Here is a 24,004-nt window from a genome sequence, read left to right on the forward strand (position 1 = left end):
GCGGCTACTCAAGTTCCTCGATAGTGTTCGTCGTCAATGGCACGGCGGACGGCAAAGCCGATGCGCCTTGCGATTCGGAATCGCAAGACACGGGATCAGGTTCGGGTCCGATAAAGTGCAGCCAGCGATCGAGCGCTTCGCTCGTCCGTTGCGCCGCCCGGGCGTCGATGAGTCCGGCGTGTACCACATTTTCGCGGCCTAACGCCAAGGACAATATGGTGCGCGAGACCGGCAATGTTAAGCCCTTGAGGGCAGAACCTTCCCGATCCGAGCCAACCCGCCACGCCTGGGCAAGCTTGCGGCTGCCGTCGTCGCGCGCGTCGGATGCGTGCAGCAGCAGATGGAGTCGGCCGCTGCGCGCGGACTTTTCGATCCGCTCGGCACCGATCACCACATAGCCCGCCTTCGCCTCCAGCCCCAGCCGGTCAAGCGCGGCGCGCTGCAGCTGGGCGGCGATCCGGTCCTCCAGATCGTCCGGGATGCGGATCTCGGCGGTGCGGAAGCTACGCGACAGGGCGCCCTTGAGCTTGCCCTTGTCGCGCGACGCGGTGAGCCCCGCCTTGTCGACGGAGATCCACGCGCCGCGGCCGGGGGCCTTGGCACGAATGTCGGGCAGCACTTCGCCCTCGGGCGAAAGCACGAGTCGGATCAGCCCTTCCCGCGGCGATTCCTCGCGCGACAGGATGCAGGTGCGAACCGCGTCGGTCATCGGCCCCTCCCGTTACAGAAGGGGACGATGGCCCATGACGATGATGTCAGTCGGCGCGTATCATTGCTCGGAGTCCGCAATTGCGTCCTCCTCGCCTGCTTCCGCAGGTTCTTCATCGGCGAACCAATGGGCGCGGGCCGCCATGATGATCTCGTTGCCCTGTTCGTCGCTCAGGCCGTACTCGGCGAGAATGCCGCCCTTCGGCTCCTTGCGCGGTGCATCCTCGCCGCGACGGCGCGGCTCGGCACGCTTCTTCTCGACCAGCTCGTCGGTGGCGAGGTCCGCCAGATCGTCGAGCGTCTTGATGCCCGCCTTGCCGAGCGTGACCAGCATCGCCTCGGTCAGATACGGCATGGTGGTGAGATCGTCCTCGACACCCAGCGCGCGGCGGGCTTCGCGGTTCGCCTCTTCGCGGCGCTCCAGCGCTTCCTGGGCGCGATTCTGCAGTTCCTGCGCGAGATCCTCGTCAAAGCCCTCGATCGTCGCGAGCTCCTCGATCTCGACATAGGCGACTTCTTCCAGCGCGCCGAAGCCTTCGGCGACCAGCAGCTGGGCCAGCGTCTCGTCGACGTCGAGCTCGTTCTGGAACATCTCCGAACGCTCGACGAATTCCTTCTGGCGCTTCTCGCTCGCATCCGCCTCGGTAAGGATGTCGATCGCCTTGCCGGTCAGCTGGCTGGCGAGGCGCACATTCTGGCCGCGACGGCCGATGGCGAGGCTCAGCTGATCGTCGGGGACGACCACTTCGATGCGATCCTCTTCCTCGTCGATCACCACGCGGCTGACATTGGCCGGCTGCAGCGCGTTGACGACGAAGGTGGCAGTGTCCGGCGACCAGGGGATGATGTCGATCTTCTCGCCCTGCATTTCCTGCACGACGGCCTGCACGCGGCTGCCCTTCATGCCGACGCAGGCGCCGACCGGATCGATCGAACCGTCATGGCTGATCACGCCGATCTTGGCGCGGCTGCCCGGATCGCGGGCGGCGGCCTTGATCTCGATGATGCCGTCGTAGATTTCGGGCACTTCCTGCGCGAACAGCTTCTTCATGAACTCGGGGTGCGCCCGGCTCAGGAAGATCTGCGGTCCGCGATTCTCGCGGCGGACGTTGAGCACCACCGAGCGAACGCGGTCGCCGACGCGAACGACTTCGCGCGGGATCTGCTGGTCGCGGCGGATCACGCCTTCGGCGCGGCCCAGGTCGACGACGACATGGCCGAACTCGACCCGCTTCACCACACCGGTGATGATCTCGTTCACCCGGTCCTTGAACTCGTCGAACTGGCGCTCGCGCTCAGCGTCGCGGACCTTCTGGAAGATGATCTGCTTGGAAGCCTGCGCCTGGATGCGGCCGAATTCGATCGGGGGCAGCGGATCGACGATGAAGTCACCGACCTTCGCGCCCTTCTGGAGCTTCTCGGCGCCCTTCAGGTCGACCTGCTTGAAATAGTCGTCGACCTGCTCGACCACCTCGACGACGCGCCACAGGCGCAGATCGCCCGACACCGGATCGAGCTTCGCGCGAATGTCGTTCTCGACGCCGTAGCGGTTCTTCGCGGCGCGCTGGATCGCGTCTTCCATCGCCTCGATGACGATGGCCTTGTCGATCAGCTTTTCCTTCGCGACCGAATCGGCGATCGCGATGAGCTCGGCCTTGTTGGCAGAAATGGCGGTGGCCATCCGGGCTTATCCTTCTACTTCGATAATCTTGTCGGCGCCCTCGACGGAGAGCGGCGCGGTGGCGGCGATCAGCCGGTCGGTCATCGTCAGCTTGGCATCCTCGATCGCGGCGAAGGGCAGCACATGCTCGGCGCCGTCCTGCGTTACCACCGTGATGCTGCCGGCTTCGGCGTCGATGCCGGCGAGATCGCCCTTGAACTGCTTGCGTCCATCCAGCTTCTCGGCGAGCGTGATGCGGGCCTCATGGCCCTTCCAGTCGGCGAAATCCTGCAGCCGGGTGAGCGGCCGGTCGATGCCGGGCGAGCTGACTTCCAGGCGATAGGCATGGTCGATCGGGTCGCGGCCCTCGGCCTCCAGTCGGTCGAGCAGGTCCGAGATGCGGCGCGACAGATCGGCGCAATCGTCGATCGTCAGCTGCCGCGTATCCGGGCGCTCGGCCATGATCTGCAGCGTGGGATCGCTCTGGCCGCCGAACAGCTTCACGCGCACCAGGGCAAAGCCCAGCGCCTGCGCTTCGGTTTCGATCATCTTGGCCAGTTCGGCGAGATTCGCCACACACATCTCCAGCAGGTATCAAGCAGCTTCGGCGCCGGAGCCTGGCGGCCCCGACCTCGATCATGTTTGACGATGTCCGAGAAAAGCAGCCGCGATATACGCAATCCTTGCCACCGGAGCAAGGGGGCGGCCAGGCCACCTGCATCTTTTCGCCGAGGAAAGACGTTGCAACGCGTTGCAAAACCGGCTGCGTTCGCGGCCGAACCATCGCCGGAGAGGATTCCCATGCCCCGATCGCTGCTGCTGATCCCCATGTTGTTCGCCGCCGCCTGCTCATCGCCGGATTCCAATGCCCAGCAGCCTGGCGGCGCGACACCCACGCCCACGCCGCTGCCGTTGCCGAGCGGCACGCCCGCCCCGCTGCCCGCCGGCGTACCCTTCACCGCGACGCGTGTCGCCGATTTCGATTCGCCCTTCGCACTCGCCTTCCTGCCCGACGGCGCGGCGCTGGTAACCGAGAAGGCCGGACAGCTCCAATATTGGGAAGTCGGCCAGAAGGCGCAGGCGGTCACCGGCGTGCCCAAGGTCGCGGCCGGCGGCCAGGGCGGCCTGCTCGACGTCGCGCCCGCACCGGACTTCGCCGGCAGCAACACGATCTACTTCACCTATTCGGAACCGCGCGCGAACGGCAGCGCCCTGGCGCTTGCCCGCGCCAAGCTCACCCGCGGCAAGGCGATGGCGCCGCGACTCGACAATGTCGAGGTGCTGTTCCGCTCGGGCGCCGACGGGGACGGCGGCCAGTTCGGCGCGGTGATCGCCTTTGCGCCCGACGGCAAGTCGCTGTTCCTATCCTCGGGCGAGCGCCAGCGCTTTACGCCTGCGCAGGATCCGAACCAGGCGATCGGCAAGATCCTGCACCTGACGCTGGACGGCAAGCCGGCCGCGGACAATCCGGACGCGGGCAAGGTGGGCGCCACTACCGTGCAGGTGATCGACCCGCCCGAGGACACCGAAGCGGCCAAGACCGCCAAGGGCCGCCCCTTCGCGTTCGACGGGCCGAATCCGGCGCCGGCGTCGATCTGGAGCAGCGGCCACCGCAATCCCTATGGCCTCGTCTTCGATTCGGCCGGCAATCTTTGGGAGAACGAGATGGGCCCGCAGGGCGGCGACGAGCTCAACCTGATCGTCAAGGGCCGCAACTATGGCTGGCCCAACGTCTCGTTCGGCGAGAACTACAACAACAAGCCGATTCCCAAGCCCAAGGCCGGCGACGGCTATGAGCTGCCCAAGGCCTATTGGGTGCCGTCGATCTCGCCCTCGGGGCTGATCTATTACACGGGCAGCGAGTTCCCGCAGTGGAAGGGCTCGCTGCTGATGGGCGCGATGTCCGGCCAGGCGCTGATCCGCATCGCGCTCGACGGCACCAGCGCCAGCAAGGCGGACCAGTGGGACATGGGAATGCGCATCCGCGACGTTGCGCAGGGGCCGGACGGCTCGCTCTGGCTGCTGCAGGACGGCGCCAAGGGCGATGGCGGCTGGCTGATGCGGGTGAGCCCGAAAAAGTGAAGGAGATCCTCCTCCAGCCTGGCTGGGGGAGGATTTCACTTACCGCACGATCAGGAAGTTCATCCGCGCGGCCGCGATCGGCCGATCCTCGTCATCCTGCCACGCAATCGCGCCGACATTGGCGACGCGCTTGCCCAGCCGGGTCACCGTGCCCTTGGCCCGCGTTTCCTTCTCGCGCCCGCCGCGCATGTAATCGACCGTGACGTTGACCGGCTTCACCTTCGCGCCGCCTTCGGCCTCCAGCGCCTGGAGCAGCGCGCCGACCGCCGCCATCTCGAGCAGCCCGCCGATTGCCCCGCCGTGCAGGAATCCGGGCCGCCCGACCACGTCGCCGGAGAACGGCATCACCAGCACCGGCGCATCGGCGCCCGGCTCGACGCTGAGCCCCAGCAGCTCGGCATAAGGAGGCAGCTTCACCAATAGCCCTCCGCCGCCATGAACGTTCCCGCGACGTGCGCCAGCGGATCGGCCGGATCGCCGTCATGCGCCTGGCCGCGCACAAAGGCGATCGAGCGCGTCAGCCGATAGCATTCGGCGCGCCCAAGAACCGTCTGGCCGGTCCGCGCGGGACGAAGATAGTCGATCCGCAGGTCAAGCGTCGCGTGGGGCAGGAAGCTGCCCACCTTCAGCCACACCGCGACGCTGCTCGCCATGTCCATCAGCGCGAGGATCGGCCCCGAGGCGAGCACGCCGGTTTCCGCCTGCCCCACCAGATCCTCGCGCCAGGGCAGCTCGAGCTCGGACCAGTCCTCGCCATGGTCGCGATAGGCGACGCCCAGGCGGCTGCCATGGTTGGGAAAGCGGAGCGCAAAGAACATGCGCGGATCGAACCGGGGCGGCACCGCGGGATCGCTGGGCTGGGACATACCGGCTTTTCTAGCTTGCCCATCTTGCCCGCGCAAATGCTTCGCCCCACACTCGCCGCAGGACGAGAGAGGATGGCGGAATGAGCGAGCGGGTGACCTGGACGATCGAGGACGGCGTGGCCGATGTACGGCTGGCCCGGTCCGACAAGATGAACGCGCTCGATCCTGCGATGTTCGAAGGGATCCTCGGCGCGATCGACACGCTGGGGCAGACGCCCGGCCTGCGCGCGGTGGTGCTGTCGGGTGAGGGCCGCGCCTTTTGCGCCGGGCTCGACATGGCGAGCATGGCGAATGCCGGCGCGGGCACCGATCTCGCGGCACGCAGCCATGGGCTCGCCAACAGCTTCCAGCAGGTCGCCTGGGGCTGGCGCACCCTGCCGGTGCCGGTGATCGCCGCGATCCACGGCGTGGCGTTCGGCGGTGGGCTGCAGATCGCGAGCGGCGCAGACGTCCGGATCGCGGCGCCGGCCACCCGCTTCTCGGTAATGGAGCTGAAATGGGGCATCGTGCCCGACATGGCCGGCTTCGTGCTGTGGCGCGGGACGGTACGCGACGACGTGCTGCGCGAGCTGACCTACACCGCCCGCGAATTCGACGCGGCGGAGGCGCAGGTGCTGGGGTTCGCCACGCGGATGGCGGAGGATCCGCACGCCGAGGCGCTCGCACTCGCGCATGCCATTGCCGGCCGGAACCCAGACGCGATCCGCGCCGCCAAGCGGCTGGCCAACCACGAGGGCGACGCCGCGGCGGTGCTGCTGGCGGAGAGCGTCGAACAGGCGGCACTGCTCCGCTCGCCCAACCAGGTCGAAGCGGTGATGGCCAACATGCAGAAGCGGGCGCCCCGGTTCCGCGACTGAGGCGGTTGCATTCGGCCCGCCGATCGCGGAAGCGTACCCGAAACTCGAAAGCAAGAGAGGGTGCCATGCGCGAAGCCGCGATCGTTTCCACCGCCCGCACCGGCATCGGCAAGGCGGGCCGGGGCTATTTCAACGATACCGAAGCACCGGTGCTGGCCGCGCACGTGATGAATGCGGCGGTGGAGCGCGCCGGCATCGACCCCGCGCGGATCGACGACGTGTTCTACGGCATGGGCAACCAATGGGGGACGCAAGGCGCCAACATGGCGCGGATGGCGCTGTTCGCGGCGGGCATCCCGCACAGCGTGCCCGCGTTCAGCCTCGACCGGAAATGCGGCTCCGGCCTCACCGCCATCGCGCTCGCCGCCCGTTCGATCATGACCGACGAGATCGACGTCGCGCTCGCCGGCGGCATGGAATCGATCAGCCTCACCATGGCCAACGCGCCCCGCTACGCCAACCGATCCGTCACGGATGAGGTGCCTGCAGCGTACATCCCGATGATCGAAACGGCGGAGATCGTCGCCGAGCGCTACGGCATTTCGCGGGAAGCGCAGGACGCCTTCGCTGCGACGAGCCAGCAGCGCGCCGCCGCCGCCCTCGCCCGTGGGGCATTCGACACAGAGATCGCGCCGATCACCGTCACCAAGGCGGTGTTCGACAAGGCGGGCGCCCGTACCGGCAGCGAGACGGTAACCGTGACACAGGACGAGGGCATCCGCCCCGGCACCACCGCGGAGGTGCTGGCGGGTCTCAAGCCGGTGTGGAAGGACGGCGCCTTCGTGGCGCAAGGCCGCCACGTCACCGCCGGCAATGCCAGCCAGCTCTCCGACGGCGCCGCCGCGCAGATCCTGATGGACCGCAAGATCGCCGAGGCCGAGGGGCGCCCGATCCTCGGCATCTATCGCGGCTTCCAGGTGGCGGGGTGCGAACCCGAGGAAATGGGCATCGGGCCGGTCTTCGCCGTGCCCAAGCTGCTCGCCCGCGCCGGCCTCAAGGTCGAGGATATCGGGCTTTGGGAAATCAACGAGGCATTCGCCAGCCAGTGCATCTATTGCCGCGACTCGCTCGGCATCGACCCCGAGAAGCTCAACGTCAGCGGCGGCGCGATCGCCATCGGCCATCCCTTCGGCATGACCGGCAGCCGGCTCGTCGGCCATGCGCTGATCGAGGGGCGGCGGCGCGGGGTGCGCCATGTCGTCGTCTCGATGTGTACCGCCGGCGGCATGGGCGCGGCCGGGCTGTTCGAGATCATCTGAACGGGTTGCAGCGCGACGCGACACCTGCGAAACGGCCGGCGGTTTTGATCCAGACGGAGGGCGTGCGCCGGTGTCGTTCAACAGCTTCGGTCGCGTATTCCGCTTCACCACCTGGGGTGAGAGCCATGGCCCAGCGCTCGGCGCCGTGGTCGACGGCTGCCCGCCGGGGCTGAACCTGAGCGAAGCCGACCTCCAGCCGTTCCTCGATCGCCGCCGCCCCGGCCAGTCGCGCTTCACCACCCAGCGGCAGGAGCCGGACCAGGTCCGCATCCTCTCCGGCGTGTTCGAGGGCCGCACGACGGGCACCCCGATCGCGCTGCACATCGACAATGTCGACCAGCGCTCGAAGGACTATTCGGAGGTCGCCAAGGCCTATCGCCCCGGCCATGCCGATTATGCCTATGACCAGAAATACGGCTTCCGCGACTATCGCGGCGGCGGCCGCTCCTCGGCGCGCGAGACGGCGGCGCGCGTGGCGGCGGGCGGCGTGGCACGGCTGGTCATCCCCGAAGTGACGATCACCGCCTGGGTCGAGGCGATCGGTGGCGACACGATCGACTATGCGAATTTCGACGCGACCGAGATCGGCAACAACCCCTTCTTTTGCCCCGATCCGGCAGCGGCTGCGCGCTGGGAAGCTTTGGTCGATGCCGCGCGCAAGGACGGCTCGTCGCTGGGCGCGGTCGTCGCCTGCGAGGCGACGGGCGTGCCCGCCGGCTGGGGCGCGCCGCTCTACGCCAAGCTCGACAGCGAGCTGGCGTCCGCCTGCATGTCGATCAACGCGGTGAAGGGCTTCGAGATCGGCGACGGGTTCGCGGCAGCAGGCTTGCGCGGCGAGGAGAATGCCGATGCGATGCGGCCAACCGGCGATGGTGGCGTGGACTTCCTCGCCAACCATGCCGGCGGGATCGCGGGTGGCATCGCCACCGGCCAGCCGGTGCGGATGCGCGTCGCGTTCAAGCCGACCAGCTCGATCCTGATCCCCGTCGAGACGGTCACCCGCGACGGCGAAGCCAGCGAGATCCGCACCAAGGGCCGCCACGACCCCTGCGTCGGCATCCGCGGCGTGCCGGTGGTGGAAGCAATGGTGGCGCTGGTGCTCGCCGATCAGAAATTGCTGCACCGTGCACAGGTCGGCTGACCTTGCGCTCGACTCGCCCCTGATCCGTGCCTTTTAGTCGGCTAATTGAAATCAGTCGGTGAGACTTATGGCGGGCAAGATGGTTATTCTTCCGTTGGCATAATCAACAGAAGGATGCCGTGTAATGTACATCAAGACCATTCTCGCCGCTGCTACGCTGATCGCCGCGCCGGCCGCCTTCGCGCAGCAGACCACGCCGGGCCAGACGGCGCCGGGCGGCACCATGGATCAGAGCACGACCCCGGGCCAGACCACGTCGCCGACGGATCCGTCGGCTACCACCACCCCCGGCGGCACGACCGGGTCGGGCACGATGACGACGACGCCGGACTCCTCTTCCACGACGACGACCGCGCCGACCGACCCGACCGCAACGACGACGGACCCGACGACGGGCGATCAGACCGGCGACAAGCCGAAGCGCAAGCGTCCCCGCTAAGCGCTGGGCGAGATAGAGGAACCTTTCCCCCTTTCGGTTCCTCGCCTCGAACCGCGAACCGCCCGGCCCTCCACCGAGGGCCGGGCGTCTTCGTATCAGTCGGCGAACGGATCGCGGACGAGGATGGTGTCTTCGCGCTCGGGGCTGGTCGAGACCAGCGCCACCGGGCACTGGATCAACTCTTCGACGCGGCGGATATATTTGATCGCCTGCGCCGGCAGCTCGGCCCAGCTGCGCGCGCCGAAGGTCGATTCCGACCAGCCTTCCATCGTCTCGTAAATCGGCTCCACCGCCGCCTGGTCGGGCGCACTGGCCGGGTAATAGTCGAGCACCTCGCCGTTCAGGCGATAGCCGGTGCAGACCTGGATTTCCTCGAAGCCATCCAGCACGTCGAGCTTGGTCAGCGCGATGCCGGTGATGCCCGAAACCGCGACCGACTGGCGCAGCAGCACCGCGTCGAGCCAGCCGCAGCGGCGCTTGCGCCCGGTGACGGTGCCGAACTCATGGCCGCGCGTGCCGAGCCGCTCGCCCACGTCATTGTCCAGCTCGGTCGGGAACGGGCCCGATCCGACGCGGGTGGTATAGGCCTTGGCGATGCCGAGCACGAAGCCCACCGCGCCCGGGCCCATGCCGCTGCCGCTGGCGGCGGTGCCGGATACGGTGTTGGACGAGGTGACGAACGGATAGGTACCGTGGTCGATATCGAGCAGCACGCCCTGCGCGCCTTCGAACAGGATGCGGCGGCCGCGCGAGCGTGCCTCGTTGAGCATCTTCCACACCGGCTGCACGAACGGCAGCACGAAGCCGGCAATGCCGCGCAGCTCCTCGACCAGCGCGTCGCGGTCGATCGGCGGCTGGCCGAAGCCGGCGCGCAGCGCATCGTGATGCGCGGCGAGGCGATCGAGCTGCGGCCCGATCGAATCGAGATTGGCGAGGTCGCACACGCGGATCGCGCGGCGGCCGACCTTGTCCTCATAGGCCGGGCCGATGCCGCGACGGGTGGTGCCGATCTTGCCGGCGCCGCTCGCATCCTCACGCAGCGCGTCGAGATCGCGGTGGAACGGCAGGATCAGCGGGCAGGTATCGGCGATCTTCAGCGTGTCCGGGGTCACGTCGACGCCCTGGTCGCGCAGCTTCTCCACCTCGGCCTTGAGCGCCCAGGGATCGAGCACCACGCCGTTGCCGATCACGCTGGGCGTGCCGCGGACGATGCCCGAGGGAAGCAGCGAGAGCTTGTAGACCTTTTCACCGATCACCAGCGTATGGCCGGCATTGTGCCCGCCCTGGAAGCGGACCACCACGTCGGCGCGCTCGGCGAGCCAGTCGACGATCTTGCCCTTGCCTTCGTCACCCCATTGGGCGCCGATTACTGCCACATTTGCCATGGATACACGTCCTCCGCCTGCCGGGCGGACCCTGGCCGCCCTTCGACAGGACTCGGCGGCAGGGCTGGTCAAAACGGACGCGTCGCCCGAAGCCGCGGCGCGAATGGCGAACCCCGCCCGCCAGGTCAAGCCTTTCCTGTCGTCAGGCGTCCAATGCGGCCCGGATCGCGCCCGCCAGCGCCGCAATGTCAAACGGCTTGGCAAGAATGGCCTCGTCGCTGCCCGGGTCCGGCGAATCGGGCGCATAGCCGCTGGTGAGCAGCACCTTCAGATCCGGCATCCGTTCCCGCACCCGCACTGCCAGCTCGCGCCCGCTCATCTCGGGCATCACTACGTCGCTGAACAGCAGCGAGACCTTCTGTCCGCGCTCCAGCAGCCGCAGCGCCTCGATGCCGTCGCGGGCGAACACCACGCCGTAGCCGAGTTCACGCAGCGCCTCGACCGAATAGGTGCGAACGCGATCCTCGTCCTCGACGACCATGATCACTTCGCTGGCACGGCCGCGCGGCAGGTCGCCCTGAATGCTGCTGGCCGCAGGGGCGGGCACCGCCTCCGGCTTGGCGGGCAGCAGGACGCGCACGCAGGTACCGTGGCCGGGCGCGCTCTCGATCGTGACATGGCCACCCGATTGCCGGACGAACCCGAACACCTGGCTGAGCCCGAGCCCGGTCCCCTTCCCCACCCCCTTGGTGGTGAAGAAGGGATCAAAGGCGCGCGCCGCGACGTCGGGCGGCATGCCGACGCCGGTGTCGCGTAGGCGAATCTCCACATAGTCGCCGGCTTCGACCTCGTACCGCGCCGCCTGCTCGGCACCGATTGCGACCTGTTCGGTCTCGATCGTCAGCGTGCCGCCGTCGGGCATCGCGTCGCGGCCGTTCACCGCCAGGTTCAGCACGACGTTCTCGAGCTGGTTGCGATCGGCGACCACCGGTTCCAGCCGCCGTGCGAATTGGGTTTCGATCACCACGCCCTCGCCCAGCGTCCGCACCAGCAGCTCGATCATGCCGCCCAGCATGTCGTTCACGTCGAGCGCGGTCGGCGCCAGCGGCTGGCGGCGCGAGAAGGCCAGCAGCCGCTGCGTCAGCGCCGCCGCCCGGCTGGCACCGTCCCGTGCGGCGATCAGATAGCGGTCGATGTCGGTGCGTCCCTGCGCGACGCGGCGCTCCATCAGGTCCAGTGCGCCGATCACCACGGCCAGCATGTTGTTGAAGTCATGTGCGATACCGCCGGTGAGCTGGCCCACGGCCTCCATCTTCTGCGCCTGGCGGAGCTGTGCCTCGGCCGCCATCAGCCGCTCTGTTCGCTCCCGCACGGCAGCTTCCAGCTCCTCGCGCGAACGGGCGAGGACTTCGCGCGCGTCGACGATGTCCTGGATGTCGGTGCTGGTGCCGAACCAGCGCAGGATGCGGCCCTGCTCGTCCCGCAACGGCTGCGCGCGCCCCAGCGCCCACCGGTAGATGCCGCTATGATGCCGGAGCCGATATTCGATGCGGTACAGCTCGCCCGTACGCACGCAATGTTCCCACACCGCCGCCGCGCGCCGCTGGTCCCCGGGATGGAGCACCCGGCTCCAGGCGTGGCCGTCGGTACTGCCCCGCTCCACGCCGGTATAATCGTACCAGCGGTCATTGTAGAAATCGACCGCACCCTCCGCATCGGCCGACCACACCATGTGATCGATCGAATTGGTGATCGCGCGGAACTGCGCCTCGCTTTCGCGCAACGCCAGCACGGCGTCGGCACGCTCAACGGCGTCCCAGGTCGTCTCCACCACGGTTTCGACGAACGCGACCTCTTCCGCCTTCCACTCACGCGCGCCGGCGCCGTTGGCATAGAAGGTCGCGACCCATTGCCCGCCGCGCAGCAGCGGCACCCCGATCGCCGAGGGCGACAGCTTGCTCAGCTCGGTATGCGGATATTCCGCGCGGCTGTCGTCGAAAGTGACGGTGCGACCCTGGCGATAGCGCTCGACCAGCGGCGCCACCGCATCCAGCTTCCACTGGCCGGAAAATCTCGGGAGGCTGCCATCGGTCCAGCAGGGGCCGAGATGGATCGAATCGCCAGCCACGCGATAGAAGCCGACGCGGGCGAGACCCAGCCTCGCGCCCAGCTCGGCGGCGGTGATCTCCATGATCGCGTCCGGCGTTTCCAGCGTGCGCTGGCGTTCGGCCAGGCCATGCAGGAAGGACTGCGCCTCGGTAGCGGAGCGGAGGTCCTCGGCCGCTTCCTGCGCGGCTTCCTCGGCGAGCTTGCGATCGGTGATGTCGAAGCTGACGCCGGGGAAGCGAACGGGCCGCCCCTCGGCGTCGAACGTGCAACGTCCCTGGGTTAGCAGCCAGCGCACGTCGCCATCGGCGTGCACGACCCGGAACTCCAGCTTCAGCGGCGCCCGCTCGGCGACCACGCGGCGCACCTCCAGGGCGATGCGGGCGCGATCGTCCGGATGGATGAAGTTGAGTACCGCCTCGAAGGCGCCGCCCGTCGCGACCCGTTGCGGATCGATGCCGAACAACGCGGCGAAGCGCGCATCGCCGGTGATGCGTCCGCTCTCGGCCGTCCAGTCCCAGGTGCCGATGCCGGTGGAGGCATCGAGCGCAAGCTGCAGCCGCTCCTCGCTCCGGCGCAGCGCCTCCTCGGCGATCGCCCGCTCGGTGATGTCGGTCGCGGAAACGAAGATGCCGGTGGAGGTGCCCAGCCCGTCCTTGATCGGCTGAAACGCGAAATCGAGCACGCGCCGTTCCGGTTCGTCGTCCGGACGGCGCTGGAGCATCACGTCGCGATTGATGGCGCGATAGGGCGTCCCGCTGCGATAGACCTGATCAAGCACATCGACATAGCCCTGCTCCACCACCTCGGGCAGCGCCTCGGCGACGGATTGCCCCACCACGGCCGCTCGGCCGACCAGCTGCAGATAGGCGGGGTTCGCCAGCACGAACCGGTGCTCCGGCCCTTCGAGCAGGGCAACGGCGCTCGGCGCCTGCTGGAAATATTCCCGCAGGCGCTCCAGCTCGGCTTCCTTGGCGCGTTCGGCGAGCACCAGGCGGGTCGTTTCGTGCCCCTGGTTGAGGATTCCCAGCACCCGGCCTTCGCCATCGCGGATCGGCGTGAAGCTGTAGTTCCACCAGCTGTCGCGGGGTGCGCCGTCGCGCGCTATCCGCAGTAGCTGGTCGTAGACGGCGAAGCCGCGGCCGGTGGCGACCACCTCTTCGATCTGCGGGCTGATCACGTCCCAGATCTCGGCCCACACCTCGCCGCCGGCACGCCCCAGCGCCCAGGGGTGGCGGTCCGCCGCGATCGGCGCCCAGGCATCGTTGTAGAGCAACCGGAACTCGGGGCCCCAGTAGAGCGCTTTCGGAAACCGCGAGGCCAGCATCATGTCGACAGTGATGCGCAGCGGCTCGCACCAGCGTTCGGGCGGGCCGAAGGGATGGCCGGTCCAGTCGAATGTCCGGATGCGCTCGGCCATCTCGCCGCCATGGTCCAGAAAGCGAAGCGGCGAGCCCATGTGCAATTCGTTGATCATGGCCCACCCCGAAGTCAATGCGACTGGGCAAAATACGTAGCAACGGGTTACGGTTCCGTGGCGAGCGAAGTTGCCCTATGGCGACCGCCGAAGGAGATGGTGTCAAATGAAACTAGCCAGCCTCAAGCAGGGACGGGACGGCAAGCTCGTCGTCGTCTCCAACGATCTCGCCTGGTGCGCGGATGCCAGCCACATTGCCCCCACGCTGCAGGCGGCGCTGGACGATTGGGAGCGGGTGGAAGGCGATCTGCGCAACCTGGCCACCGATCTCGATCATGAGACCATCCCGATGATGCGCTTCCACGAGCGCCAGGCCGCGGCGCCGCTGCCCCGCGCCTATCAGTGGGCGGACGGATCGGCCTATGTGAATCATGTCGCGCTGGTCCGGCAGGCACGCGGCGCCGAGCTGCCCGAGAGCTTCTGGCAGGATCCGCTGATGTACCAGGGCGGATCGGACGGGTTCCTGGGCCCGCGCGATGCGATTCCGCTCAAGGACGAAAGCTGGGGCTGCGACCTTGAGGCCGAAGTGGTGGTCGTCACCGGCGACGTGCCGCTGGGCGCGAGCCGCGAGGAAGCATTGGCGGCGGTGCGGCTGGTGGGCCTGACCAACGACGTGTCCTTGCGCAACCTGATCCCGGGCGAGCTGGCCAAGGGCTTCGGTTTCTTCCAGTCCAAGCCGGCCAGCGCCTTCTCGCCGGTGTTCGTCACGCCCGATGCGCTCGGCGACTGGTGGCGCGAGGGCAAGCTGCACCGCACGCTGATGGTCGACCTCAACGGCAAGCCGTTCGGCCGCGTCGAGGCGGGGGAGGACATGACCTTCGACTTCGGCACGCTGATCGCCCATGCGGCGAAGACGCGCGCGCTCGGCGCCGGCACGATCATCGGATCGGGCACCGTTTCCAACCGCGACGCCGATGGCGGCCCGGGCAAGCCGATCGGCGAAGGCGGCAAGGGCTATTGCTGCCTCGCCGAGGTACGCACCGTCGAGACGATCCTGCGTGGGGCGGCCGAGACGCCGTTCCTCAAGGCCGGCGACACGATCCGCATCTGGGCGGAGGACGACAAGCATCACCCGATCTTCGGCGCGATCGAGCAGACGGTGACGGCAGACTGATCCTGGGCGGCAGGGTGGCATCAGAAGCCGAAGCTGCCCTGCCGCTCGATCAAGGGCCAGCGGCCGAGCTCGATATGGCGGGTCGCGCCGACGATGCTGTGGATCAGCACGAAATCGGTAGCGGTCCAGCAGATCGGATCGATGGGGCGGCTGAAGGGTGCGCCCGCACGGTAGAGCAGGGTGACATGCGGGTGGCAGCGCCACTTATCCCGCAGCAAACCGGCGGCAGCCATGCGCCGGTTCAACGTGGCGGTGAGTTCGGACAGGGCCTTTATGCGCCGGGCCGGACGGAGCGCGATGGAGCCCCGAGCCCCCGAAAGCTGATCGAGGCGGAGCGCGATCGGGGATGCGGTCAGGCTCGATCCGATCGCGCACAACATGTCGGCGGCCGCACATGGCAGCTGCGGATGGTCGCTGGTTATCGCCAGCGTCATGTGAAGGCGGTCGTCCGAGACGATGCTCGCCGCGGGTCCCAGGCCATCCCGATGGCCCGCCACAAGGCTGCGCACGCTCGCGGCGAGGCGGAAGGCGAAGAGCAGCCGGTGTTCGATGTCGGCCATCAGTGGAAATCATGCGACTTGATCGGGATGATGTCCTCGCGCCGTGACGGCCAGCTTTCGGGGGTGCGCTGGCGGGGATAGGCGTGCGCCGGATCGCCGGCGCGGGTGATCTTGCGGTCGCGCGAATCGATCGTGCCGCCATACGTCGCGCCGTCGCCGGGCATCGTCATCCGCGGCAGGTCGCGCGCGCCGACGCTGCGCAGCAATTCGGTGAGGTCGGTGATCGTCTCGGCGATCAGGTGCAGCACCTCCCCCTCGCGCTGGAGGCGCCCGCGCACCGATATCATCGGTGCCGCCAGGATGATCGGCCGGTAGAGCGCGAACCGCGCCGGCCAGACGATCGCGTTGGCGATGCCGGTCTCGTCCTCCAGCGTGAGGAAGATGCTCTTGGCGCTGCCGGGCTTCTGGCGGACGAGGACGATGCCCGCCACTTCCACCCGCGCGCCGTCCTTCAGCGTCTTGAGGTCGCCGCACGGGCGGATGCGGCGCGCGGCGAGCGTGCCGCGCAGGAAGTGGAGCGGATGCGCGCGGAGACTCAGCTGGGTGGCGCGGTAATCCTCCACCACCTCGCGGCCGGCGCTGAGGGGCACGAGCGACACGGCAGGCTCGGCTGCCTGGATCGGCCCCTCGATACCCGCGAACAGCGGCAGCGGTGCCTGGTCGAGCGCCTTGATCGCCCAGAGCGACTGGCGGCGATCCTGGCCGAAGGCGCGGAAGGCGTCGGCATAAGCGAGCTTCTCCAGCGCCGCGGGCGCGATGCGGGCACGGCGCCACACATCCTCGATCGAGGTGAAGGGCCGCTCGGCGCGGGCGGCGAGGATCGCATCGGCATCGCGCGCGGAAAGCCCCTGCACCACCCGCATGCCGAGACGGAGGGGGAGGAGGCCCTGATCCTCCCCCGCCCCCAGCACCCGCGTATCCCAGTCGCTGTCGTTCACACACACCGCGCGCACCTCGACCCCATGCTCGCGCGCGTCGCGGACGATCTGCGCGGGGGCGTAGAACCCCATGGGCTGGGCGTTGAGCAGCGCCGCGCAGAAGATGTCCGGATGGTGGCATTTCATCCAGCTCGAGGCGTAGGCGATCTTGGCGAAGCTCGCCGCGTGGCTCTCGGGAAAGCCGTAGCTGCCAAAGCCCTCGATCTGCTTGAAGGTGCGTTCGGCGAAGTCCTGGGTGTAGCCCTTCTCCAGCATCCCGTTGATCATCTTCTCGCGGAAATGGGTGACGCCGCCGGTCGACTTGAACGTCGCCATCGCCCGGCGCAGCGCATCGGCCTCGGCCGGCTTGAAGCCCGCGCCGACGATGGCGACCTTCATCGCCTGTTCCTGGAACAGCGGCACGCCGAAGGTCTTCTCGAGCACGTCGCGCAGTTCCTCGCTCGGATAGTCGACCTGCTCCTTGCCCTCGCGCCGGCGCAGATAGGGGTGCACCATGTCGCCCTGGATCGGCCCCGGCCGCACGATCGCAACCTGGATGACGAGGTCGTAGAATATCTTGGGCTTCAGTCGCGGCAGCATCGACATCTGCGCCCGGCTCTCGATCTGGAAGGTGCCGAGCGTGTCGGCCTTCTGGATCATCGCGAAGGTGGCGGGATCGTCCTCCTGCATCGCGTCCGAGGCCAGGGTGAGCTTCACCCCCTTGTGCTGCTCCAGCAGGTCGAACGCGCGCCGCATGCAGCCGAGCATGCCGAGCCCGAGAATGTCGACCTTCATCAGGCCGAGCGTCTCGATATCGTCCTTCTCCCATTCGATCACCCGCCGGTCGACCATCGCCGCCGGTTCGATCGGCACGATCTCGTCGAGATTCGCCTGGGCGAGCACGAAGCCGCCGGGGTGCTGCGAGCGGTGGCGCGGGGTGCCGATCAGCTGGCGGGCGAGGTCGAGCGTCAGCGCCAGCCGCGGTTCGCTGGCATCGAGGTTGAGCGCGGCGGCATCGGCCTCGCTCACCCCTTCGTTCGACCAGCCCCACACCTGCCCGGCGAGGCCCGCGGTCACATCCTCGGGCACGCCCAGCGCCTTGCCCACCTCGCGCACCGCGCCGCGGGTGCGGTAGCGGCTGACCACCGCGGTGAGCGCGGCGTGGCGCGCGCCATAGGTCTCGTAGATCCACTGGATCACTTCCTCGCGCCGCTCATGCTCGAAATCGACGTCGATATCGGGGGGCTCGTTGCGGTCTTCGGAGAGGAAGCGCTCGAACAGCAGCTTGTGCACTACGGGATCGATCGAGGTGACGCCGAGAAGGAAGCAGATCAGCGAATTGGCCGCACTGCCGCGCCCCTGGCAGAGAATGTCCTGTGCGCGGGCGAAGCGGACGATCGAATGGACGGTGAGGAAATAGGGCGCGTAGCCGAACGTCTCGACCAGCGTCAGCTCCTTCTCCAGCAGTTCGGCATAGGCGGGCGGCGGCCCTTCCGGGAACTTCGCGGCAAGCGCGTCGCGGGCGAGCTTGGCGAGCGCCTGCTGCGGGCTGCGGCCGGACATCACCACTTCGTCCGGGTAGCGATAGAGCGTGCCGAGTTCGCGGGGGGAGAAGCTGCAGCGCTCGACCACCGCCTCCACCGCACGCAATGCCTCGGGCCAGGGCGCAAAGCGGCGCGCCATTTCGTGCGGGGGCTTCAGATGGCGATCGGCGCTGCGGGCGCGGCGGAAGCCGAGATCGTCGACCGTCGTGGTATGCCGGATTGCGGTCATCACATCGTGCAGCATCCGCCGGTCCGGATGATGGTACAGCACGTCGCCGGTGGCGAGCGGGGTCAGGCCGTGCGCCGCGGCGGCCTCGGCCAGCGCATGCAGCCGCACCGCCTCCTGCGGCCTGCGATGGCGGGTGAGCGTGACATGGCCGCGATCCCCGAACAGATCCGCCATCCAGCGCAGCGCCGCCGGGTCGCCCGGGTCCGCCATGCCGGGGACGAGCGCCGCGACCAGCCCGTCGGCATGCCCCGCCACATCCTCCCAATGGAGGAAGCACTGCCCTTTTTCGCCATGCTGCGCGTCCGCCCGCGCCTTGCCGATGCTGAGCAGCCGGGTGAGCCGCGACCAGGCGGCGAGATCCTCGGGCCAGACCAGCAGCCCGGTGCCGTCGGTCAGGTCCAGCCGGCAGCCGGTGACCAGCCGCACGCCGGTCGCCTCCGCCGCGACCAGCCCGCGGACGATGCCGCCGACGCTGTTGTGATCGGTGATGCCGAGCACGGGCATGCCGTACGCCGCCGCCGCTTCGAACAGCTCGGAGGGTGCGGAGGCGCCGCGCAGGAAGGAATAATGGCTGGTGACCTGGAGTTCGGAATACATGGCCGCGCTCACCCGAACAGGCCGTGGAGGTACCAGCTGAGATCGCCGGTGACGCCACGCTCGCCATCGCCCTGGCGGAACAGCCAGTAGCGGCGGCCGCGCTCGTCCTCGACGCGGAAATAGTCGCGCGTGGCATGGGTCTCGGCGGCGCGCTTCCACCATTCGCCATGGATCCGCTCGGGCCCGTCGGCGCGGACCACCTCGTGCCGCTCGCCGCGCCAGGTGAAGCGGCGCGGCGGCTGGTCGGGCAGTTCGGCAAGGACATGGTCGAGCCGTTCGGGCCGGCGCAGCAGGCGGATCGGGCGCGGCCAATCGGGATGCCAGGGCGGCAGCGGGGCGTTGCGATCCAGCCGGCGGACATCGTCAGCCTTCATCGGCGGCGCTTCGCGCTCGGGCGGGTCGAGCGGCGGGAGGGCCGCGGCCGAGCGCTCGGGCACGTCGCTTTCCACTGCCTGCATCCGCCACAGCCGCGCCATGCCGATCCGCGTCGCCAGCGCGTCGATCAGCGGTGCGAGATCGGGCACCGTCTCGGCATCGAGCCGCTCGTCCACCGGCAGCGCACCCAGCGGTTCGCTGCGCAGCAAATGCAGCGTCATCGCGTCTAGGCCATAGCCGGGCTCGATGCTGTCGATCCGGCGGGCAAGCAGGCGGAGCAGGTGCGCAGGATCGCGGCTGGCGCGGGCGAGGCCGATGCCGATCCGCTGCGGCACGCCGTCGACGCGGTCGGCGACCAGCCCGATCCGGCGCGCACCCTGCCCCGCTTCCGCCAGCGCTTCGGCCAGGCGGCGGACGAGGTCGCCCAGCCAGTGCGCGATCGCTTCGGGCGTGGCGATCGGTTCGGCGAAGCGCTGGGTGACGGCGATCGGCTCGGGCGGGATGACCGGGGTTACCGGCTCCGGGATGCGCCCCAGTGCCTGGTCGAGCCGCGCGGCGATGACGGTGCCGAAGCGGCGGACCAAAGGCGCGCGGGGGAGCGCGGCGAGCTGGCCGATGCTGTCGACGCCCAGCCGCTGGAGCAGGGCGGTGGCATCGCTTTCCAGCCGCAGCGCCTCGACGGGCAGGGGGGCGAGCCATGCGCCATGCTCGCCGGGCGGGCAGCACAGCAGCGGGCTGGCACGGAACCGGGCCAAGGCCCGGGCGCTGCCGGCGGTATCGGCAACCGCGATCCGGCTGGCAAAGCCTGTCCGCGCGAGCAGGGCGTGCAGCCGGCGCAGCATTCTGGCCTCCCCGCCATGGAGGTGGGCGACGCCGGTCAGGTCGAGCAACAGCAGGTCGTCGCCGGCGATACTGACGCTCGGCGACCAGCGCCGGGCGAGGCTGTGCGCCAGCCGTTCGAGATCGGCATGGTCGCCGTCCGGGTCGGCGGGGTCGATGCGCAGTTCGGGCACCAGCGCGCGCGCCTGGGTGAGCGCCATGCCGATGCGGATGCCTGCGGCCATTGCCGCGGGGCAGGCGGCGGTTACCGCGCTGCGGCTGCCGATGCGGCGGGAGAGGACGCGGGGGGCATCGGGTGCGTCCGCCAATGCTGGCCGCGCGCGACTCCGGCGCTCACCCCGCCCCCCACCGTCATCCCCGCGCAGGCGGGGATCCATTCGCCGCGCCGTTGCGGCGCCATCTTCGCCCGATGAGTCAATGGATCCCCGCCTTCGCGGGGATGACGGTGCAAGGGTGGTTCGGGCAGACGCCGCAACTGACGGCGCAGCATCGCGCCCCGCCAGCGGCAACCGCACCACCCCGCCGCCCGCCATCGCGCCACCCTCGTCGGGCCGCATCCGCTTGAAGACCGGGTCCGCCGCCTCGCTGCGCCGGCCGAGCTCGCGCAGCGGCGGCCGCTGGTGCGGGGGCAGCGCGGCGATCGCGGCGTCGCGTTCGCCCCGCGCCCAGCGCGCGCCCGGCCGCCAGCCGCCGCCGCGCTGCACCGAGCAGGCGGCATCCTGTTCGGCGGCGGCAATGGCCTGCACCGGGCCGAGCGCGTCGGGAGAAAGAGGGTGCGCCCGCTCAGGCGGCGGCGCGCGCCGCTCCGCCCGCCGCACGCGGTCGAGCGACCAGTGGGGCAGGAAGAGCGCAGCGACCCGTTGCATCGCAGGCCTCCACCAAGAGTTGGAATGCTTCTCCCCCCCGTTGCCGCGCCAGCGACACGTCCCAGCGCGGCCGGCCCACCCCCTCCACCGGCAACGGCGCCGAGGGCGCGCAGCCGATCCGCCAGCGCGTCACCGCGGCGGACGGCGCTGCCAGCGGATCGCTCCCCTCGCGGGCATGGCGCTTGAGCAGCAACGCGATCGTGCGCCCGCCCTCCGCCACCAATTGCAGCCGCCGCGTCGCCGGCATGGCGACGCGCTTCACTTCGCCGATCACCGCGCCGAGCCCGCGATGGCGCAGCCCCTCCTCCATGATCGCGAGCAGTTCGTCGTCGTCGCGCGCCTCGGCATAGATCACCCGCTTGGGATCGAGCCCCACCTGCGCCAGCCCGGGAGCGAAGAGGTCGCGCCGCCGCACCACCCACAGCACCGGCCCCCAGCAGCGCGCGGCGATGCCGCCGAGGAAGGTGGTGGCGGCGCAATCGTCGGTCAGGTCGGGCGTGGCGCCCGAAATCTCGTGTAGTGCGTCGAGCCGCAGGCCCCCGTCCGCCAGCCGCGAATCGACCCGCTCCAGCCCGAACGGCAGCACCGGGCGGCGACGGAATCCGGTGCCGTCGATGGCGCTGAGCATTGCGCGCAACTGGTCGAGAGTGGCAGGATCGGGCACGGCGACTCGCTCGAGGATGGATGACAGGTCCGACTCGTTCGTTCCTATTTTGTTCTAATTCAGCACGGAGTCAATCGCACTCCGTGTCCCAAATTTTTAGGCCAGCGCTGCTGACCCATCTCGACAGGCTCGTTGAAATTTTATAACACGTCCGCGCAATTCGAGTCCGTGCGTTGTCCGTGGCGACACGGCCGTATTTGATGGAGAGACCATGACGGTGGACGCCCCGCGCGCCAACCTGCCGCCGCTATCGCTGCATGTGCCCGAGCCGCGCTTTCGCCCCGGCGACGAGGCCGATTTCAGCGATCTTGTCGTGCCCCCCGCCGGCGCCGCGCGCCGCCCGGACACCGCCGAGCCGGCCGATCGATTCCACGAACTGTCCTACGGTCTGATCCGCGTCCTCGATGACGCAGGCAACGCCGTCGGCCCCTGGGATCCGCGGCTCGATGCGGAAGCCAAGCGCAAGATGCTGCGCAGCATGGCGCTCACCCGCGCGTTCGACGAGCGCATGTTCCGCGCCCAGCGCCAGGGCAAGACCAGCTTCTACATGAAGTCGACCGGCGAGGAGGCCGTGTCGGTCTCGGCCGCGCTCGCGATGGCCGGCGACGACATGTGCTTCCCCAGCTATCGCCAGCAGGGCATCCTGATCACGCGCGGCTATCCGTTGGTCGAGATGATGAACCAGATCTACTCGAACCGCGGCGATCCGCTGCAGGGCCGGCAGCTGCCGATCATGTATTCGTCGAAGGAGACCGGCTTCTTCTCGATCTCCGGCAACCTCGCCACGCAATATCCGCAGGCGGTGGGTTGGGCGATGGCGAGCGCGGCGCGCGGCGACACCCGCATCGCCGCCACCTGGTGCGGCGAAGGGTCGACCGCGGAAGGCGACTTCCACTCGGCGCTGACCTTCGCCACCGTCTACCGCGCACCGGTGATCTTCAACGTCGTCAACAACCAGTGGGCGATCTCGAGCTTCTCCGGCTTCGCGGGTGCCGAGGCGACCACCTTCGCGGCGCGCGCGATCGGCTATGGCATCGCCGGGCTGCGGGTGGACGGCAACGATGCGCTGGCGGTCTATGCCGCGACGGAGTGGGCGGCCGAGCGCGCGCGGACCAACCAGGGCCCGACGCTGATCGAACATTTCACCTACCGCGCCGAGGGCCACTCCACCTCGGACGATCCCAGCGCCTATCGCTCGGCCGGCGAGACCAATGCCTGGCCGCTCGGCGATCCGATCCGGCGGCTGAAGGACCATCTGATCGGTCTCGGCGAATGGGACGAGGAACGCCAGGCGGCGATGGACCTCGAACTCGCCGAGACGGTGAAGCGCGCCCAGAAGGAGGCCGAGAAGAACGGCATCCTCGGCCACGGCATGCACCAGCCGTTCGAGACCATGTTCGAAGGCGTGTTCGAGCACATGCCCTGGCATTTGAAGGAACAGAGCGACCAGATGATCGCCGAGCGCAAGGCCGCGGGCATATGAGCGCCCCCATCGACCGCCGTGCGCTGCTCGCCGCCGGGCTCGCGCTCGGCATGGCCGGGCCGGTGCTGGCCGCTGGGAATATAACCGTCCTTACCGAAGACCTGCCGCTCCCCGTAGGCAAGCGGCAGACGCGGCTGATCGTGACGCGTGCCGCGCGGGCCAAGCCCATCGGTGTGGCCCTGTTCTCCACCGGCCATGGCTCGTGGCCGGAACGTTATGCGCGGCTGAGCGCCGAGCTGGCGATGCAGGGCTATGTGGTGCTGGCCCCGCTGCACGTCGATTCGATGCACCATCCCGATCGCGCCGCATTCAGCCGGGCGGCCAGCTTTCCCGAGCGCCTTGCCGATTTGAATGCTGCGATCGATCATGCCGCCGCGCGCTATCCGAAGCTGCCGGTGGTAGCCGTGGGCCACAGCTTCGGCACGCTCTCGGCCCTGTGCCTGGGCGGCGCACTCCCGCAGATCGGCAGCTATCGCGCTCCTACCGTCCACGCGGTGCTGGGCTTCTCCACACCGGGCAAGATTCCGGGGCTGATCCAGCCTCAGGCCTATGCCACATTGGCCGTTCCTGCGATGATCGTCACCGGCACCGCCGACACCGTACCGGGCCTGGTGACCGATCCCGCCGATCATCTTTTTCCCATCGAAACCGCACCTGCCGAGGCGAAATACGGCCTCGTCCTGGATGGGGCCGGGCACGAACTGGTCGGTGGTGCCGATGCCGTGTTCGCGCGCGCACTCCCGCCTGCGCGCCTGTTCCTCGCGGCCCATGGCCGGGGCGACGGCAAGGCCCGCGCGGCGCTTGCCGCCTACCAGGCGGCGCCGGGCGACCGCTTCATCGTGCGGGGAGGCTGACCCATGAGTGATGAAAAGACGATGCAGCCAAGCCAAGCAGC

At 69.0% G+C, this 24,004-nt stretch carries 19 protein-coding genes; 8 read left to right on the forward strand and 11 right to left on the reverse strand.

Features of this window, described 5'->3' with window-relative positions; all coding sequences use genetic code 11:
* Positions 1-4: 4 nt before the first annotated feature.
* From SPI01S_RS17160 to rimP, 3 genes are read right to left on the reverse strand one after another with little or no spacing between them, the layout of a single operon-like run.
* Positions 5-709: a DUF448 domain-containing protein gene (locus SPI01S_RS17160; RefSeq protein ID WP_066725418.1), complete on the reverse strand. Its 705-nt coding sequence runs from the start codon at positions 707-709 to the stop codon at positions 5-7.
* Between the two features lie 60 nt (positions 710-769).
* On the reverse strand, positions 770-2,389 hold the full coding sequence (gene nusA, locus SPI01S_RS17165; protein ID WP_066725421.1) for a transcription termination factor NusA: 1,620 nt from the start codon (positions 2,387-2,389) through the stop codon (positions 770-772).
* A 6-nt stretch (positions 2,390-2,395) separates the two neighbouring features.
* Entirely contained in the window at positions 2,396-2,950 is a 555-nt protein-coding gene (gene rimP, locus SPI01S_RS17170) for a ribosome maturation protein RimP (RefSeq protein ID WP_066725425.1), read from the reverse strand.
* Between the two features lie 219 nt (positions 2,951-3,169).
* Here rimP and SPI01S_RS17175 point away from each other — a divergent pair, with 219 nt between their 5' ends.
* Positions 3,170-4,450, forward strand: a complete 1,281-nt coding sequence (locus SPI01S_RS17175; RefSeq protein WP_066725428.1) for a PQQ-dependent sugar dehydrogenase — start codon at positions 3,170-3,172, stop codon at positions 4,448-4,450.
* Between the two features lie 39 nt (positions 4,451-4,489).
* On the opposite strand, the gene SPI01S_RS17180 is transcribed toward SPI01S_RS17175, so the two are convergent.
* On the reverse strand, positions 4,490-4,867 hold the full coding sequence (locus tag SPI01S_RS17180) for a PaaI family thioesterase (protein ID WP_066725431.1): 378 nt from the start codon (positions 4,865-4,867) through the stop codon (positions 4,490-4,492).
* Complete coding sequence (locus tag SPI01S_RS17185) at positions 4,864-5,316, reverse strand: PaaI family thioesterase (protein WP_066725434.1); 453 nt, start codon at positions 5,314-5,316, stop codon at positions 4,864-4,866. The genes SPI01S_RS17180 and SPI01S_RS17185 overlap by 4 nt, the downstream gene beginning before the upstream one ends.
* A gap of 80 nt (positions 5,317-5,396) precedes the next feature.
* Here SPI01S_RS17185 and SPI01S_RS17190 point away from each other — a divergent pair, with 80 nt between their 5' ends.
* The 4 genes from SPI01S_RS17190 to SPI01S_RS17205 all read left to right on the forward strand — a co-directional run bounded on the left by SPI01S_RS17190 (position 5,397) and on the right by SPI01S_RS17205 (position 9,012).
* The gene (locus tag SPI01S_RS17190) at positions 5,397-6,173 is read left to right on the forward strand and encodes a crotonase/enoyl-CoA hydratase family protein (RefSeq protein ID WP_066725437.1); all 777 of its coding nucleotides are present in this window, start codon (positions 5,397-5,399) and stop codon (positions 6,171-6,173) included.
* Positions 6,174-6,238: 65 nt separating this feature from the next.
* Entirely contained in the window at positions 6,239-7,432 is a 1,194-nt protein-coding gene (locus SPI01S_RS17195; protein WP_066725440.1) for an acetyl-CoA C-acyltransferase, read from the forward strand.
* 70 nt (positions 7,433-7,502) lie between these two features.
* Positions 7,503-8,573, forward strand: coding sequence for a chorismate synthase (aroC, locus tag SPI01S_RS17200; protein ID WP_066725442.1), 1,071 nt, complete (start codon positions 7,503-7,505; stop codon positions 8,571-8,573).
* Positions 8,574-8,697: 124 nt separating this feature from the next.
* Positions 8,698-9,012 (forward strand): hypothetical protein, encoded by a 315-nt coding sequence (locus SPI01S_RS17205; RefSeq protein WP_066725444.1) that lies wholly within the window; start codon positions 8,698-8,700, stop codon positions 9,010-9,012.
* A gap of 95 nt (positions 9,013-9,107) precedes the next feature.
* On the opposite strand, the gene SPI01S_RS17210 is transcribed toward SPI01S_RS17205, so the two are convergent.
* Together SPI01S_RS17210 and SPI01S_RS17215 are read right to left on the reverse strand one after the other, a co-directional pair.
* Positions 9,108-10,397: an adenylosuccinate synthase gene (locus tag SPI01S_RS17210; protein WP_066725446.1), complete on the reverse strand. Its 1,290-nt coding sequence runs from the start codon at positions 10,395-10,397 to the stop codon at positions 9,108-9,110.
* A 142-nt stretch (positions 10,398-10,539) separates the two neighbouring features.
* Positions 10,540-13,920, reverse strand: a complete 3,381-nt coding sequence (locus tag SPI01S_RS17215) for a PAS domain-containing protein (protein WP_245653643.1) — start codon at positions 13,918-13,920, stop codon at positions 10,540-10,542.
* A 106-nt stretch (positions 13,921-14,026) separates the two neighbouring features.
* Here SPI01S_RS17215 and SPI01S_RS17220 point away from each other — a divergent pair, with 106 nt between their 5' ends.
* Positions 14,027-15,034: a fumarylacetoacetate hydrolase family protein gene (locus SPI01S_RS17220; RefSeq protein ID WP_066725448.1), complete on the forward strand. Its 1,008-nt coding sequence runs from the start codon at positions 14,027-14,029 to the stop codon at positions 15,032-15,034.
* A 20-nt stretch (positions 15,035-15,054) separates the two neighbouring features.
* On the opposite strand, the gene SPI01S_RS17225 is transcribed toward SPI01S_RS17220, so the two are convergent.
* The 4 genes from SPI01S_RS17225 to SPI01S_RS17240 are packed head-to-tail and all read right to left on the reverse strand — an operon-like array spanning position 15,055 to position 21,590.
* Positions 15,055-15,594 (reverse strand): 2'-5' RNA ligase family protein, encoded by a 540-nt coding sequence (locus SPI01S_RS17225; protein WP_066725451.1) that lies wholly within the window; start codon positions 15,592-15,594, stop codon positions 15,055-15,057.
* The gene (locus SPI01S_RS17230) at positions 15,594-18,881 is read right to left on the reverse strand and encodes an error-prone DNA polymerase (protein WP_066725541.1); all 3,288 of its coding nucleotides are present in this window, start codon (positions 18,879-18,881) and stop codon (positions 15,594-15,596) included. The genes SPI01S_RS17225 and SPI01S_RS17230 overlap by 1 nt, the downstream gene beginning before the upstream one ends.
* A gap of 8 nt (positions 18,882-18,889) precedes the next feature.
* On the reverse strand, positions 18,890-20,962 hold the full coding sequence (locus SPI01S_RS17235; protein ID WP_245653644.1) for a Y-family DNA polymerase: 2,073 nt from the start codon (positions 20,960-20,962) through the stop codon (positions 18,890-18,892).
* Positions 20,880-21,590 carry an ImuA family protein gene (locus SPI01S_RS17240; RefSeq protein WP_066725454.1) on the reverse strand — a complete coding sequence of 237 codons (711 nt, stop codon included), beginning with the start codon at positions 21,588-21,590 and terminating at the stop codon, positions 20,880-20,882. The genes SPI01S_RS17235 and SPI01S_RS17240 overlap by 83 nt, the downstream gene beginning before the upstream one ends.
* A 247-nt stretch (positions 21,591-21,837) precedes the next feature.
* Here SPI01S_RS17240 and SPI01S_RS17245 point away from each other — a divergent pair, with 247 nt between their 5' ends.
* Entirely contained in the window at positions 21,838-23,109 is a 1,272-nt protein-coding gene (locus SPI01S_RS17245; protein ID WP_066725457.1) for a 3-methyl-2-oxobutanoate dehydrogenase (2-methylpropanoyl-transferring) subunit alpha, read from the forward strand.
* Entirely contained in the window at positions 23,106-23,963 is an 858-nt protein-coding gene (locus SPI01S_RS17250; protein ID WP_066725460.1) for an alpha/beta hydrolase family protein, read from the forward strand. Before SPI01S_RS17245 ends, SPI01S_RS17250 begins: the two co-directional genes overlap by 4 nt.
* Positions 23,964-24,004 lie beyond the last annotated feature (41 nt).

It is taken from the genome of Sphingomonas pituitosa NBRC 102491, assembly GCF_001598435.1.
Taxonomy (GTDB): Bacteria; Pseudomonadota; Alphaproteobacteria; order Sphingomonadales; family Sphingomonadaceae; genus Sphingomonas; species Sphingomonas pituitosa.

Coding starts and splice junctions, on each gene's coding strand:
- SPI01S_RS17160 (WP_066725418.1), bottom strand. CDS start 709: ATGACCGACGCGGTTCGCACCTGCATCCTGTCGCGCGAGGAATCGCCG.
- nusA (WP_066725421.1), bottom strand. CDS start 2,389: ATGGCCACCGCCATTTCTGCCAACAAGGCCGAGCTCATCGCGATCGCC.
- rimP (WP_066725425.1), bottom strand. CDS start 2,950: ATGTGTGTGGCGAATCTCGCCGAACTGGCCAAGATGATCGAAACCGAA.
- SPI01S_RS17175 (WP_066725428.1), top strand. CDS start 3,170: ATGCCCCGATCGCTGCTGCTGATCCCCATGTTGTTCGCCGCCGCCTGC.
- SPI01S_RS17185 (WP_066725434.1), bottom strand. CDS start 5,316: ATGTCCCAGCCCAGCGATCCCGCGGTGCCGCCCCGGTTCGATCCGCGC.
- SPI01S_RS17190 (WP_066725437.1), top strand. CDS start 5,397: ATGAGCGAGCGGGTGACCTGGACGATCGAGGACGGCGTGGCCGATGTA.
- SPI01S_RS17195 (WP_066725440.1), top strand. CDS start 6,239: ATGCGCGAAGCCGCGATCGTTTCCACCGCCCGCACCGGCATCGGCAAG.
- SPI01S_RS17205 (WP_066725444.1), top strand. CDS start 8,698: ATGTACATCAAGACCATTCTCGCCGCTGCTACGCTGATCGCCGCGCCG.
- SPI01S_RS17210 (WP_066725446.1), bottom strand. CDS start 10,397: ATGGCAAATGTGGCAGTAATCGGCGCCCAATGGGGTGACGAAGGCAAG.
- SPI01S_RS17215 (WP_245653643.1), bottom strand. CDS start 13,920: ATGATCAACGAATTGCACATGGGCTCGCCGCTTCGCTTTCTGGACCAT.
- SPI01S_RS17220 (WP_066725448.1), top strand. CDS start 14,027: ATGAAACTAGCCAGCCTCAAGCAGGGACGGGACGGCAAGCTCGTCGTC.
- SPI01S_RS17225 (WP_066725451.1), bottom strand. CDS start 15,594: ATGGCCGACATCGAACACCGGCTGCTCTTCGCCTTCCGCCTCGCCGCG.
- SPI01S_RS17230 (WP_066725541.1), bottom strand. CDS start 18,881: ATGTATTCCGAACTCCAGGTCACCAGCCATTATTCCTTCCTGCGCGGC.
- SPI01S_RS17235 (WP_245653644.1), bottom strand. CDS start 20,962: ATGCAACGGGTCGCTGCGCTCTTCCTGCCCCACTGGTCGCTCGACCGC.
- SPI01S_RS17240 (WP_066725454.1), bottom strand. CDS start 21,590: ATGCTCAGCGCCATCGACGGCACCGGATTCCGTCGCCGCCCGGTGCTG.
- SPI01S_RS17245 (WP_066725457.1), top strand. CDS start 21,838: ATGACGGTGGACGCCCCGCGCGCCAACCTGCCGCCGCTATCGCTGCAT.
- SPI01S_RS17250 (WP_066725460.1), top strand. CDS start 23,106: ATGAGCGCCCCCATCGACCGCCGTGCGCTGCTCGCCGCCGGGCTCGCG.